The 13,001-nt window shown below is 54.1% G+C and carries 14 protein-coding genes and 1 tRNA gene; 8 read left to right on the top strand and 7 right to left on the bottom strand.

Annotated features, from left to right (window positions below; genetic code table 11):
- Positions 1-207: 207 nt before the first annotated feature.
- Complete coding sequence (dinB, locus tag DD586_RS16140) at positions 208-1,266, top strand: DNA polymerase IV (RefSeq protein ID WP_012885886.1); 1,059 nt, start codon at positions 208-210, stop codon at positions 1,264-1,266.
- A gap of 72 nt (positions 1,267-1,338) precedes the next feature.
- On the opposite strand, the gene pepD is transcribed toward dinB, so the two are convergent.
- Both pepD and DD586_RS16130 read right to left on the bottom strand, forming a co-directional pair.
- On the bottom strand, positions 1,339-2,799 hold the full coding sequence (gene pepD / locus DD586_RS16135; RefSeq protein ID WP_012885885.1) for a beta-Ala-His dipeptidase: 1,461 nt from the start codon (positions 2,797-2,799) through the stop codon (positions 1,339-1,341).
- A gap of 266 nt (positions 2,800-3,065) precedes the next feature.
- On the bottom strand, positions 3,066-3,260 hold the full coding sequence (locus DD586_RS16130) for a hypothetical protein (protein ID WP_012885884.1): 195 nt from the start codon (positions 3,258-3,260) through the stop codon (positions 3,066-3,068).
- 231 nt (positions 3,261-3,491) lie between these two features.
- Between DD586_RS16130 and gpt the strand changes: the two genes are divergently transcribed.
- From gpt to DD586_RS16100, 6 genes are all read left to right on the top strand, one after another.
- Complete coding sequence (gpt, locus tag DD586_RS16125; RefSeq protein WP_012885883.1) at positions 3,492-3,950, top strand: xanthine phosphoribosyltransferase; 459 nt, start codon at positions 3,492-3,494, stop codon at positions 3,948-3,950.
- A gap of 213 nt (positions 3,951-4,163) precedes the next feature.
- Positions 4,164-5,414: an esterase FrsA gene (gene frsA / locus DD586_RS16120; RefSeq protein ID WP_012885882.1), complete on the top strand. Its 1,251-nt coding sequence runs from the start codon at positions 4,164-4,166 to the stop codon at positions 5,412-5,414.
- A 264-nt stretch (positions 5,415-5,678) separates the two neighbouring features.
- Positions 5,679-6,038: a sigma factor-binding protein Crl gene (gene crl / locus DD586_RS16115; RefSeq protein ID WP_012885881.1), complete on the top strand. Its 360-nt coding sequence runs from the start codon at positions 5,679-5,681 to the stop codon at positions 6,036-6,038.
- A 127-nt stretch (positions 6,039-6,165) separates the two neighbouring features.
- Positions 6,166-7,269, top strand: a complete 1,104-nt coding sequence (gene proB, locus DD586_RS16110; RefSeq protein WP_012885880.1) for a glutamate 5-kinase — start codon at positions 6,166-6,168, stop codon at positions 7,267-7,269.
- Between the two features lie 10 nt (positions 7,270-7,279).
- Positions 7,280-8,533 carry a glutamate-5-semialdehyde dehydrogenase gene (proA, locus tag DD586_RS16105; protein WP_012885879.1) on the top strand — a complete coding sequence of 418 codons (1,254 nt, stop codon included), beginning with the start codon at positions 7,280-7,282 and terminating at the stop codon, positions 8,531-8,533.
- 154 nt (positions 8,534-8,687) lie between these two features.
- Positions 8,688-8,763 (top strand) — tRNA-Thr (locus tag DD586_RS16100).
- 167 nt (positions 8,764-8,930) lie between these two features.
- Here the strand turns inward: DD586_RS16100 and DD586_RS16095 are convergent.
- The 5 genes from DD586_RS16095 to DD586_RS22385 form a co-directional block, all read right to left on the bottom strand.
- Positions 8,931-9,179 carry a helix-turn-helix domain-containing protein gene (locus DD586_RS16095; protein WP_012885878.1) on the bottom strand — a complete coding sequence of 83 codons (249 nt, stop codon included), beginning with the start codon at positions 9,177-9,179 and terminating at the stop codon, positions 8,931-8,933.
- A 548-nt stretch (positions 9,180-9,727) separates the two neighbouring features.
- Positions 9,728-10,024 carry a CRISPR-associated endonuclease Cas2 gene (cas2, locus tag DD586_RS16090; RefSeq protein ID WP_012885877.1) on the bottom strand — a complete coding sequence of 99 codons (297 nt, stop codon included), beginning with the start codon at positions 10,022-10,024 and terminating at the stop codon, positions 9,728-9,730.
- On the bottom strand, positions 10,017-10,313 hold the full coding sequence (locus tag DD586_RS22390; protein ID WP_041164575.1) for a CRISPR-associated endonuclease Cas1: 297 nt from the start codon (positions 10,311-10,313) through the stop codon (positions 10,017-10,019). The genes cas2 and DD586_RS22390 overlap by 8 nt, the downstream gene beginning before the upstream one ends.
- Complete coding sequence (locus DD586_RS22520) at positions 10,252-10,437, bottom strand: CRISPR-associated endonuclease Cas1 (RefSeq protein WP_407635428.1); 186 nt, start codon at positions 10,435-10,437, stop codon at positions 10,252-10,254. Before DD586_RS22520 ends, DD586_RS22390 begins: the two co-directional genes overlap by 62 nt.
- 32 nt (positions 10,438-10,469) lie before the next feature.
- Positions 10,470-10,889, bottom strand: coding sequence for a CRISPR-associated endonuclease Cas1 (locus DD586_RS22385; RefSeq protein ID WP_041164573.1), 420 nt, complete (start codon positions 10,887-10,889; stop codon positions 10,470-10,472).
- 781 nt (positions 10,890-11,670) lie between these two features.
- On the opposite strand from DD586_RS22385, the gene DD586_RS16075 reads away from it, so the two are divergent.
- Entirely contained in the window at positions 11,671-12,594 is a 924-nt protein-coding gene (locus DD586_RS16075) for a DUF6602 domain-containing protein (protein WP_012885876.1), read from the top strand.
- Positions 12,595-13,001 lie beyond the last annotated feature (407 nt).

Raw genomic sequence — 13,001 nt, 5'->3', positions numbered from 1 at the left:
AGGGATAGCCTGATGTCAAGTCGCGCCACCACATTATCACCGTATCTGTTTTATTCAGGAAGGAAAAAAGAATAAAAAATCGGACTATTCCGGCTGATAGCGCCAGGCTAATCACGCTGCCGTATTGACTGGGTGGCATCACGTTAAGAGAAGATATTGCCTGTCGCAAAAATTAACTGTATATTTATCCAGTTAATTGGAGGGGCGATGCGCAAAATCATTCATGTTGATATGGATTGCTTTTACGCCGCAATAGAGATGCGGGATAATCCGCGCCTGCGTGATATCCCGCTGGCGATTGGCGGCAGTGCCGATCGCCGCGGTGTGATTTGTACCGCCAACTACCCAGCGCGCCGTTATGGCGTCCGCAGTGCGATGGCGACGGCTACCGCGTTGAGACTGTGCCCGCATTTGACCTTGTTGCCCGGCCGTATGGAGGTTTACAAAGCCACCTCCCTCCAGATCCGCGCGATATTTTCCCGCTATACCTCGTTGATTGAACCGCTGTCGCTGGATGAAGCCTACCTTGATGTGACGGATAGCCCGCACTGCGGGGGTTCCGCCACCCTGATGGCACAGGAAATTCGCCAGACGATTTTTGATGAACTGCATCTGACGGCATCGGCAGGTGTCGCACCCATCAAATTTCTCGCTAAGGTTGCTTCTGAACAGAACAAACCCAATGGGCAGTGTGTCATTGCCCCCACGCAGATGGAGGCGTTTCTGCTGGCGTTGCCGCTGGAAAAAATCCCCGGTGTCGGCAACGTGACCGCCCGACGGCTGGCAGAGTGCGGTTTACATACCTGTGCGGATGTCCGTCGTTACCCTCTGAGCGAACTATTGCGGGAATTCGGTAAATTCGGCCGGGTGTTGTGGGAGCGCTGCCACGGTATTGATGAGCGCCAGGTCTCGCCGGATCGCCTACGAAAATCCGTTGGCGTAGAAAAGACCCTGGCACGGGATATTCACGACTGGACTGCCTGCGAAGCGCTGATTGAACGATTGTACGACGAGCTGGAGCTACGCCTGCGACGTGTTCGTCCGGATCTGCATATCGCCCGCCAGGGGGTCAAACTGAAATTTGATGATTTTCGTCAGACCACGCAGGAGCATGTCTGGCCGGTACTCAATAAGCCGGATTTGCTAAGGCTGGCGCGTGAAAGTTGGGAGCAGCGGCGTGATGCCCGGGGCGTGAGGCTGGTGGGGTTGCATGTGTCGTTGATGGACCCACAGCTGGAACGGCAACTGCTCTTGCCGTGGGATTGACGTTTGGCAGTAAACGAACGTGTTTCGGTATCTGGCGGTGATGCCCGCATTAGCAGGCATCACCGGCGCAGATTAGGCGCGTTCCGGAATGGCTTTCAGCAACGCCGTCAGCAGCGTCCAGTACTGACCGACGCTGGCGATATGAACCCGTTCATCCGGTGAGTGTGGGCCTCTGATGGTTGGCCCGATGGAAACCATATCCATATCTGGATACGGTTTCTTGAACAAACCACACTCCAGACCGGCATGGATCACCATGATGTTGGGGGTTTTACCGAACAGCTTCTGGTACGTTTCGCGTACCAGATGCATCACAGGTGACTGTGCATCCGGCTGCCAGCCAGGGTAGCCGCCCTTGGCCTCGGTATCAGCACCCGCCAGTTCGCCCAGCGAAGTCAGCATGCTGACCACGTAGTCTTTACCGCTATCGACCAGCGAGCGGATCAGACAGTGAATGTCTGCCTGCGTCTCGGTCATACTGACGACGCCAACGTTTAGCGACGTTTCCACCACGCCTTTGATGTCGTCACTCATGCGGATAACGCCATTCGGTGTGCTGTTCAACAGCGCGATGAAACGATCCCGGCTGGCGGTAGTCAGCGCAGTCGTGGCGCTTTCTGTGGTTTCCAGCAGCAAGGTGATATTTTTTTCTACGGCGGCGAGCTCATGTTTGAGGACGGCCAGATAGGCTTGCGCGGCGTCTTTCAGGGCATCCACGTGATGAGCGGATACCGCCAGGGTCACCGCACCTTCACGCGGAATCGCGTTGCGCAGTGTGCCGCCGTGCAGGTCGATAACCCGCAGATCCAGCTCGGTGGCGTAGTGCGCCAGAAAACGCGCCAGCAGTTTATTGACGTTGCCAAGCCCCAGGTGAATGTCGCAACCGGAATGGCCGCCTTTCAGCCCCTTGATGACCAGTTTCAGCGTCTGGTAACCGGCTGGAACGGCTTCGCGCTGTAACGGCAGACGGGTCAGAAAATCGATACCGCCCGCACATCCCATGTAAACTTCGCCTTCTTCTTCCGAATCGGTATTGATCAGAATATCGCCCTGAAGCCAGTTGGGTTGCAGGCCGAACGCACCGTCCATACCGGCTTCTTCCGTCATGGTCAGCAGCACTTCCAGCGGCCCGTGCTCTACGCTGTCGTCAGACAACACCGCCAGTGCCGAAGCCATGCCGATGCCGTTGTCTGCGCCAAGCGTCGTACCGCGCGCTTTGATCCACTCGCCATCGACATAAGGCTGGATGGGGTCGGTAGTGAAGTCGTGTACCGTGTCGTTGTTTTTCTGCGGCACCATATCCAGATGCGCCTGGATCACTACCGGTTTACGATTTTCCATGCCGGGTGTCGCCGGTTTACGCAGCAGAATATTGCCAACCTGATCGCGTTCCGAGTGAAGGCCGCGCTCCTTTGCCCATGACAGAATATACGCAGCCAGTGCTTCTTCATGGTAAGACGGATGTGGAATAGAGCAGATTTTGGCAAAAATATCCCACAGCGGCTGTGGGGAGAGTTGAGACAAAGCAGACACTATTGAACCTCTCCAGTTAGGCATTCACGCGACAAACGGCGTGTGATGCCAGAGCAACATGGTTATTGATCGCCTGAAGACGCAGGCACGTCAGTACAGAATACCACTTTCCCACGGCGGGAGAGAATGTCCGCGGTATAAGGATTATGCATGGCTGACGGGGCGGAAGGTGGAAGACGGCGGAATACGTGAGCGCGAATTCAGGCAATACAATCCTGGGAAGAAAGTCCGGAGAAGAGGGGGAGCCCTCTTCCCGGTCTGCGTGATTAGTCGGTGTGGCGTGGCGAATCGGACGTAGCGTCATGCCGATGAATTACAATCGGGGTCAAAGCTGGTTGGCGTTGGCGCAACAAGCGCAAGCTGATGCTCAGTTCGAAGCAAATCACCGTCAGTATGGTGATAACAAAGAAAGGGGCGAACACATCCAGTTGTGCAAGGAGGAAACTGTCAAACATCGTCATGGCTATTCTCCTGGCTATTTTCTGTTCTCCTTGTTTGTAACGCATCTGTAACATCACGTCTAATAACTTTTTCACATTACGAACGGTTAATTAATTACGGTGAGTTACCAGTTGCCAGTGTGTGCATAAATACTGGTTTTTGTCTTCTCAGCTATCTATAATCTCGCGCAACCTTATTTTCCCCTTCTGATTCTGATTAAGCCGACCTCATCGTTGGCTGGGATATGTTTTATGAGTGAAAAGTACATCGTCACCTGGGATATGTTGCAAATCCATGCCCGTAAACTGGCTCAGCGCTTGCTGCCGGCCGAACAGTGGAAAGGCATTATTGCCGTGAGCCGTGGCGGTCTGGTCCCGGGGTCTTTACTGGCCCGTGAACTGGGTATTCGCAATGTCGATACTGTGTGTATCTCCAGCTACGATCATGACAACCAGCGTGAGCTGAAAGTGCTTAAACGCGCTGAAGGTGACGGTGAAGGTTACATCGTAATCGATGATTTGGTGGACACTGGCGGTACTGCCAAGGCGATCCGCGAAATGTACCCGAAAGCTCACTTCATCACTATTTTCGCCAAACCGGCGGGTAAACCGCTGGTAGACGACTACGAAGTCGATATCCCTCAGGATACCTGGATTGAACAGCCGTGGGACATGGGCGTGGTATTCGTACCGCCTTTGGTTGGCCGTTAATTCCATACCGCTGTTATCGTCGACGCGCCCGGTTATGCCGGGCGTGTTTGTTTTTGCAGGTTGACTGTTTTTGCTGGTTGATAGATTTTGTCGACAAGATGGTTTTTGTCGGCTGAATAGTGCGGTACCGCTATAGCCCGGTGCATGTTTGTTCGGTACACTTTTCCCACATACCCTCATCGTTCCGTCGTTGATTCGTCCATGGAGGCAGCTGTGGTTCAGGCCAACCTGTCCGAAACGCTATTTAAACCATCGGTAAGACATCAGGAAACCTCTACGCTTATTCAGCGCTCCCGCAATACGCCCGGCTCGGCCGAGATGCAGTCGGCGCTGGAAGGTGAAACCACCAACAACTGGTATCGGATGCTTAACCGGTTATTGTGGATCTGGCGTGGTGTGCACCCATGGGAAATTGAAGAGGTGCTATCACGCATTGCCGCCAGCCAGGCGACGCGCAGCGATGAGCAGCGGCTGGATACAGTGATTGGCTATCGCGGGGGTAACTGGATCTACGAGTGGGTATCACAGGGGATGCGCTGGCAACAACAGGCCAGTCAGCATCCGCAGAGCGAACAGGCGGGGCAATGCTGGCTGAACGCCGCCAACCTGTACAGTATCGCCGCCTATCCCCATCTTAAAGGGGATGAACTGGCCGAGCAGGCGCAGACGCTGGCGAATCGCGCTTATGAAGAAGCCGCTATTCATCTTCCCTACGAACTGAAAACCCTGACCTTTCCGGTAGACGGCGGCGGGCAGTTGACCGCCTTTTTGCACCTGCCCGCGCAGGGGAAGGCACCGTTTCCAACCGTACTGATCTGCGGCAGTCTGGATATGCTGCAATGTGATTATCACCGCCTGTTTCAGGATTATCTCGCCCCGGCGGGGTTCGCGATGCTGACGGTGGATATGCCGTCGGTCGGGTTCTCTTCACGCTGGAAACTGGATCAGGATTCCAGCTTTCTCCATCAACAGGTGCTGCGGGCGTTACCGGATGTGCCGTGGATTGATCATACTCGCGTCGGTGCCTTTGGTTTTCGCTTTGGAGCCAATATCGCGGTGCGACTGGCGTATCTGGAAGCCAACCGGCTACGGGCGGTCGCCTGTCTGGGGCCGATTGTGCACCACCTGCTGTCGGATGCTCAGCGTCAGCGGCAGGTGCCTGACATGTTTATGGATGTGCTCGCCAGTCGCCTTGGCATGACCTATTCCTCCGATGCGGCGTTGCTGGTAGAAATGGGGCGTTACTCCCTCAAAATGCAGGGGTTGCTGGGACGACGCTGCCCGACGCCGATGCTTTCTGGCTACTGGAAAGATGACCTGATTAGCCCGCCGGAAGAGTCGATGTTGATAGTTAACTCTTCGCAACAGGGGAAATTGCTGGCACTGAATTTCTCACCGGTGTACCAGACGTTCCATCTGGCGCTGCAACAGATGACCGACTGGTTACAGCGCCAGTTACGCTAACCTCTCGCATCTGTAGTGCTGTCACCCCGTTGCCGGGTGTAAAGGGCGACGGGTGTGGCGATGAATAAAAAATAACTGTGATTGATTAGTTTTTCTTATCAATATAGTCTGCATTTATCCGTATAGTGGGTGGCGGTGTGACACGGCTCGCGCCCTGAAACGACGGACGCAAAAAAACTTGAACCCGTGTCAGCAGTTCTGGCAGGTTGATTGACTCCGTCGCTGTGAATGCTTGGAAGTCTTCTGATTTTAAAGGAGGGTGTCATGGCAGTGAAAAGCAGGCTCATCAAGAAATTTGCCTCATTGGGGCCGTATTTGCGTGAAGATCAGTGCGAAGAAAAGCATTTTTTCTTTGATTGCCTGGCGGTTTGTGTCAATGTAAAACCTGCGCCGGAAAAGCGAGAGTTTTGGGGTTGGTGGCTTAATCTGGAATGGCAGGATCAAACCCTGTTTTATACCTACCGTATCGGTCTGTTTGATAAGGCGGGCGACTGGCGCGAAGAAACCATCAAAGATACTGAGGTACATGAGAAAGTGCTGGCTACCCGTGAAGATTTCCACACCCGCCTGCAGGCGCTGGTAGAACAACTCGACCCACCTTTTTCCCTCTCCGCACGACCATGATGCTCTCCGGCATCACGCCGGAGTCAGGGGTTTTCGCGTTGTGCTGGTTGGCATTGCGCGTTTCTCCTGTTACAACGTTTTTTTCATCCTTTTATTGTTTATTGTTCAACGCAACGGCAGAAAAATTATGAGTGGCAGCCAGACTTTGGTTGTAAAACTGGGTACCAGCGTGCTGACTGGCGGTTCACGCCGCCTCAACCGCGCCCATATCGTCGAACTGGTGCGCCAGTGCGCCCAGCAGCATGCCGCAGGGCATCGCATTGTGATTGTGACTTCTGGGGCGATTGCCGCCGGCCGCGAGCATCTGGGATACCCGGAACTGCCACCGACCATCGCCACCAAGCAGTTGCTGGCAGCCGTAGGGCAAAGCCGATTGATTCAACTGTGGGAACAACTGTTTTCCATCTATGGCATCCATGTGGGGCAGATGCTGCTGACCCGTGCCGACTTGGAAGACCGGGAACGTTTCCTTAATGCCCGCGATACCATGCGTGCGCTGCTGGATAACCGTATCGTACCGGTGATTAACGAGAACGATGCGGTGGCGACGGCAGAAATTAAAGTCGGCGATAACGACAATCTGTCGGCGTTGGCCGCCATGCTGGCGGATGCCGATAAGCTGCTGCTGCTGACCGACCAGACCGGGCTGTTTACCGCCGACCCGCGTACGAACCCGGACGCCGAGCTTATCCGTGAAGTACAGGGCGTGACCGACGAACTGCGTCAGATTGCCGGTGGCAGCGTTTCCGGCCTGGGGACGGGCGGTATGTCCACCAAATTGCAGGCTGCCGACGTGGCGTGCCGTTCCGGTATCGAGGTGGTGATTGCCGCAGGCAATCGCGCTGGCGTTATCGGTGATGTGATTAACGATGTCTCGGTCGGTACCCGTTTCCACGCCATGGAAACCCCGCTGGAAAGCCGCAAACGCTGGATCTTCGGCGCACCGCCTGCCGGTGAAATTACCGTGGATGACGGTGCGCTGGCCGCTATGCTGGAGCGCGGCAGTTCCCTGTTGCCCAAAGGCATTCGCGAGGTGGCGGGCAATTTCTCCCGTGGCGAGGTCATTCGCATTCGCAGCCTGAACGGCCGTGACCTGGCTCATGCCGTCACCCGTTACAACAGTGACGCGTTGCGCATGATAGCCGGTCATCACTCCCAGGAGATTGCGGAAATCCTGGGGTACGAATACGGCCCGGTTGCTGTCCACCGCGACGACATGATCATTATTTAAGGAGCAGGCGATGCTTGAGCAAATGGGTAAAGCGGCTAAAAAAGCCTCTTATCAGCTGGCGGCGCTGAGCACCAGCCAGAAAAACAAGGCGTTGATGACGATAGCGGATCTGCTGGAAGCCCAGCATGACGCTATTCTGAGCGCCAACGAGCAGGACCTGGCGCAGGCCAGAGAAAACGGCATGAGCGAGGCATTGCTGGATCGCTTGCAACTGACCCCGGCGCGCCTGACGGCGATTGCCGACGATGTGCGCCAGGTGTGCCGCCTGAATGACCCGGTCGGTGAAATCATCGACGGCCGTATTCTGGACAATGGCCTGAAACTGGAGCGCCGCCGGGTGCCGCTCGGTGTCGTCGGGGTGATTTATGAAGCCCGTCCGAACGTGACGGTGGATGTCGCCAGCCTGTGCCTGAAAACCGGCAACGCGGTGATACTGCGTGGCGGTAAAGAGACCTATCGCACCAACGCCGCCACGGTAAAGGTTATCCAGCAGGCGCTCACCGAGTGTGGTTTACCCGCCGCCGCGATTCAGGCGATTGAAAGCCCGGATCGTGAGCTGGTCAACCAACTGCTGAAGCTCGATCGCTACGTGGATATGCTGATCCCGCGCGGTGGTGCCGGGTTGCACAAATTGTGCCGCGAGCAGTCCACCATTCCGGTGATCACCGGTGGTATCGGGGTGTGCCATATTTACGTTGATGAGTCGATGGAGTTTGAACCGGCGCTGAACGTGATCGTTAACGCGAAAACCCAACGCCCCAGCACCTGTAACACGGTGGAAACCCTGCTGGTGCATCAGGGTATCGCGGCGACGTTCCTGCCTGCGCTGAGCGAGCGCATGAAGCAGGCAGGCGTCAGCCTGCATGCCTGCCCGGCCTCACTGCCGTTGTTAAGCGGTGGCCCGGCCAACGTCACGGCGGTAGAGGCCGCGAACTATGACGACGAGTGGCTTTCTCTGGATCTGAACGTCAAGCTGGTGACCGATATCGACGATGCCATCGACCACATTCGTGAACATGGTACCCAACACTCCGACGCTATCCTGACCCGTTCATTAAGCCGTGCTGAACAGTTCGTGCGCGAAGTGGATTCCTCGGCGGTGTACGTCAACGCCACCACCCGCTTTACCGACGGCGGCCAGTTTGGCCTTGGCGCGGAAGTAGCGGTCAGCACCCAGAAACTGCACGCCCGTGGCCCCATGGGGCTGGAAGCGCTCACCACCTACAAATGGATTGGTTACGGCGACGATCTGGTTCGTGCGTGATTTCCTTCCATGCCCGGCAGCCGCGAGAGCGCGCCTGTCGGGCAAGACGCTTAGAAAACCATCAGACGATACGTGTAAGTATTGACTTGCCGTAATGATTTGACTAGTTTGTCACACCGTAGTTCACGTCACGCACTCGCGGGACGATCTCAGGGCCGATATAGCTCAGTTGGTAGAGCAGCGCATTCGTAATGCGAAGGTCGTAGGTTCGACTCCTATTATCGGCACCATCTAAATCAATAACTTACCAAAATTTCCCGAATTGACTTTTACGCTGGGGTTACACCGGGGTTACGTTTCGCTGTGTGTTGATCCGTGTTTACCGGCATTGTGAACAGGCTCGAATCGCTATCGTGCCGGACGGGTTGTATGCGTTGATTCGCTGCCGAGGGTAGGCTTAACTCAGCGGCTTGAGCCTGAAAGGGATGCTGTTAAGCACCTGGGCGGGGTCAAGCGCCAGCAAACGAGCCAGTTGAACAAACTCCACCACATCCAGCCTGCGTTCCCCGTTTTCGACCTTGGCAATAAACGATTGCGGGCGTTCCAGCGCCTGCGCCAGCATTTCCTGTGTGATACCTTTGGCGATACGCGCTTCACGCAGCGTTTTGATAACGAGTTGATATTCAGCGGTGTAGGTGGAAGCCATGCGTTGAGTCTCGAAAGCGGGTCTGGTTGTGTTGTTGGCATATGGCACAGGGAAGGCAAGGACAGCGATTGCACAAAGCTATAGCCGAAAAATACCACCGCAATACGCTGGCAGAGAAAGCAGAAAATCCCTTCAGTCAGGGCGAGTCCATAAGGACCCATCAAAAAGTCCTACTGGACGCGATTTGAAGTCTTAATCCCTTCAGTCAGGGAAGGTCCGTACGGACGATAGACGTTGAAATACATGTTAAAGAATTTGGGTCTTAATCCCTTCAGTCAGGGCGAGTCCGTAAGGACTAATGAAAATTTATAACCCATTGTTTTTGTTTGATCAAGCCAGCCTGCCTTTTTCTGTTTTTCCCGCCGCAAAAAACACGTTTTTAAGCAAAAGCGGTGCCACTACAAACGTTGTGGTGCTAATGGCTTGATGTGGCGTGAGTTGCGGTAAGCGCGATTTTATTTTTGTTGATTTTTTGTACGAAAAAATAGCCCGCCGGAGAGCGACGGGCGCAGCGAGGAAAATAAGCAACTTGCGTGCCGGTTGTGTGCTTAAAACACAAAATCATTCAGGCGCGGGTCGGTGTGAATGAGCAGGTAGTCAGAGCGCGGGCCGAGGTGAAAACTGCCGGGCGGCGTGTCAAATGGCAGGCAGAGCAGGCGGTCTTCCTGCGGGTCAATCAGGCGCTGCAGTTCCCGGCATAATGCCTGGCGCTCCGGCACGGTAAGTGCAAATAAAAACAGCGATTTCTGCAACGCCCAGCCTTGCGAGGCGCAGCGCCGCTGCATTTTGCGCAGCCGTTTCGGGCAGGCAATGTCATAACCAATCAGCCACAGCGGTTTAGGCATAGCGGGCCTCCCGCTCCAGCAGGCGGCGACATAACCGCGCCAGACGGCGCAGCCCACGACGCCGTTGCGCCAGCCAGCTAAACCAGTCGGTGTAGAAAATTTGCTGGCCCTGTGCGGTCAGCCGGCAGGCCGGGCCATCGTGGTGGAAGTGTTCGGCGGTGAGCGTGTGTTGTTGCCATAAATCCAGCACATGGTTTTCCAGCGTGGCGCGTGTCAGCTCTTTGATATCAAGCAGCAGGCTGTGACGGCGATAGCCGGTGCTTGTGGTGCAAGCCCAGATTGATATCAAAGCCTTCGGCGAGCAGCGGGCGAATCAGCGCCTGATCTTCAAGCGTGGAGGAGAGCGACAGCAAGGCGTTAATCGGGTCGCCCGGCGGCTGGCGCTGCCTGCCCTGAAAGCCGCTTTCCGGCAGGGCATGATGCCAGGCCTGCCAGTAATGGTGGCTCAGGTGGGCTTCATCGAGTGGGGCGTGTCGTGCGGCAACGGCGGCAACGGGGCCGCGTGCAAGCGCCGCAGCACCTGATTCTGCCCTTCCCGGCGGGCGCTGATGAGCCGCTTCACGAATTGCATTCGGCAGGCTTCCTGCAAGGTCAGCCGATACTGAAGCAGACGTAATGCATTAGGCGGTGTTTGCGGGTTGAACAGGTGAGCGCAACTGTGCCGCCCAACCGCAATCAGTTCAATATCATGCTCGGCCAGTTTCAGCAGCAGGTCACTGTTAAGGGTGATGCCGGCACCCATCACAATACGCTCCAGATCGCCCAGCGGCAGCAGGCGAACCTCCCGCTCCGGGTGAGACAGGTGCAGTAACCCTTGTTGCAGCATGAGGTGATAGTCGGGCCTGTCGAGTACCAGCGTGGTCATAGCCACCCCCGTTAATATGAAGTTTTTTTAACCATAAAGCGTAGCGGGCAGCCGGCTGACCGGTTGGGCGGGCGGGGATAAAACACGGGAAAAAGTGAGAAGTGTGACGGCGCTTATAAACCCGGCACATTGCGCTGTGCCGGGCAAATCCCTTCAGTCAGGGAAGGTCCGTACGGACATGAGATACTCAACGCGTATAACAGTGAGTTTGTGTCTTAATCCCTTCAGTCAGGGAACGTCCGTACGGACTTAACAACAGAGAGGAGACAACCAAGATGAACAGTCTTAATCCCTTCAGTCAGGGAAGGTCCGTACGGACTAATGAAAATTTATAACCCATTGTTTTTGTTTGATCAAGCAAGCCTGCTTTTTTCTGTTTTCCTCGCCGCAAAAAACACGTTTTTAAGCAAAAGCGGTGCCAGTGCAAACGTTGTGGCGTTAATGGCTTGATGTCATGTGGGTTGTTATCGGCATAATTTTATTTTTGCCGGTTTTTTGTACGAAAAAACGGCCCGCCGGTCGATGTCGGGCACAGTGGGGAAAATAAGCAAAATCTGTGCCTAAATGGGAACCCAGATGTCGCAGGAAAATTTATGGATAAGCGATATACCCGCCATACTTCAAGTTGCAGGTGCGTTAGCTTCCCTCGCTCACTCCAGTCACTTACTTGAGTAAGCTCCTGGGAATTCACTCGGTTGCCGCCTTCCTGCAACTCGAATTATTTAGGGTGTATACTTTCCCTCCGGGTGGATATTCATGAAATTAAAATCAGGAAGGGAATATGACTAATCAGGCAAAAGAGTTATCTAAAAAAGATGGTAAGAAATATTTGAAGAATGCATTTAAATTGCAACAGGAAGTGCTGAAAACTCAATTGTTACAGTCAAGAGCTGCAATTACTCATGAAGGTGTCAAAGGCGATGTCAATGAGGGTTATTTTTTAGATATAATTCGCCAGTATTTGCCAGAGCGATATTCGGTTGACCGGGGGATTGTAGTCAATTCAGCGGGGAGAACCAGCGACCAGATAGATGTGATAATTTTTGACCGGCATTATACACCGACATTATTAAATCAGCAGGGGCATCGTTTAATTCCGGCAGAAGCAGTGTATGCAGTCATGGAGGTTAAGCCAATAATAGATGCATCGAACCTGGATTATGCCGCCGATAAAGCAGCGTCTGTCAGGTCATTAGATCGTACCAATATGACTTTTCGCCATTCGGGGGGAGTAGGGCGGGGAAGGTTGTTTAATATCATCACTGGGATTATTGCCATTGATGTTGATTGGCGTGATGGGTTTAATAGCGATGCTTTTAAAAAGAAATTACAAAGCATAAACCAGAGTGAAGATAACGGGCATAAGAATTTGGATTGTGGGTTGGCATTAAGTGGTGGATGTTTTGACTTCTTTTCTAAAGAAGATGAAAAGATAAAGAAAGAAGAGGAAAGAAAAAAGAAAGAGGAAGAAGAAAAAAGAAATAGAGACCCCCAGAGTCAGTCTGAGATTAATGTTAAAGAAATTTTTAAAACCATTGAGAATACTCAAATGGAAAATTTAACGATTCGTAATAAAGAGGAAGGGGCATTGGCTTATTTTTTATTTCGCTTGTTGCGTGAATTACAGTGGCTGGGTACGGCGCCAGCGATTGACTGGAATGAGTATGTCAATATGTTGGATCATGACAATGAGCCGTCAACCTAACCCTCCACGCCGCCTGCAGGCGGCGTCAGACTGCTGACAAACGCATTAAGTACAGGATGAAGCATCTTTCCGGCGTCAAAAACTGTGCTGAGGTGGGCGGCTTCGCCGGGTGAGCGACAGGACGTCGCGAAAGCCCGTGCCGCTCTGGGAGAGCGTCACGGGCGGTCCGAACAGCGAAGGCGAACGCCGAAGGGACCGCGAAGCGGCACAGTTTAGCCACCAGCCAGAGGTCAAGGAGAGGTGGCGCTTGCACCTCTCCTTGTCGTGCGTGCAATGAAGCTGCAAAGAAATAACACCGTTTATCCCGCACGACATTCTTCACTGACCGGACAAATTTCATCATTCACAAGACAATATTGCTGTTTTTCAACAGCCTCACACCGCCCGCAGGCGGCGTTTTTTCTTCC

The sequence above is a fragment of the Dickeya parazeae Ech586 genome, from assembly GCF_000025065.1.
Classification (GTDB): domain Bacteria; phylum Pseudomonadota; class Gammaproteobacteria; order Enterobacterales; family Enterobacteriaceae; genus Dickeya; species Dickeya zeae.
Note: the sequence above shows the minus strand (reverse complement) of the source record. Positions and strands in the feature narration are given on the sequence as shown.

Coding starts and splice junctions, on each gene's coding strand:
- dinB (WP_012885886.1), top strand. CDS start 208: ATGCGCAAAATCATTCATGTTGATATGGATTGCTTTTACGCCGCAATA.
- DD586_RS16130 (WP_012885884.1), bottom strand. CDS start 3,260: ATGACGATGTTTGACAGTTTCCTCCTTGCACAACTGGATGTGTTCGCC.
- gpt (WP_012885883.1), top strand. CDS start 3,492: ATGAGTGAAAAGTACATCGTCACCTGGGATATGTTGCAAATCCATGCC.
- crl (WP_012885881.1), top strand. CDS start 5,679: ATGGCAGTGAAAAGCAGGCTCATCAAGAAATTTGCCTCATTGGGGCCG.
- proB (WP_012885880.1), top strand. CDS start 6,166: ATGAGTGGCAGCCAGACTTTGGTTGTAAAACTGGGTACCAGCGTGCTG.
- proA (WP_012885879.1), top strand. CDS start 7,280: ATGCTTGAGCAAATGGGTAAAGCGGCTAAAAAAGCCTCTTATCAGCTG.
- DD586_RS16095 (WP_012885878.1), bottom strand. CDS start 9,179: ATGGCTTCCACCTACACCGCTGAATATCAACTCGTTATCAAAACGCTG.
- cas2 (WP_012885877.1), bottom strand. CDS start 10,024: ATGCCTAAACCGCTGTGGCTGATTGGTTATGACATTGCCTGCCCGAAA.
- DD586_RS22385 (WP_041164573.1), bottom strand. CDS start 10,889: ATGACCACGCTGGTACTCGACAGGCCCGACTATCACCTCATGCTGCAA.
- DD586_RS16075 (WP_012885876.1), top strand. CDS start 11,671: ATGACTAATCAGGCAAAAGAGTTATCTAAAAAAGATGGTAAGAAATAT.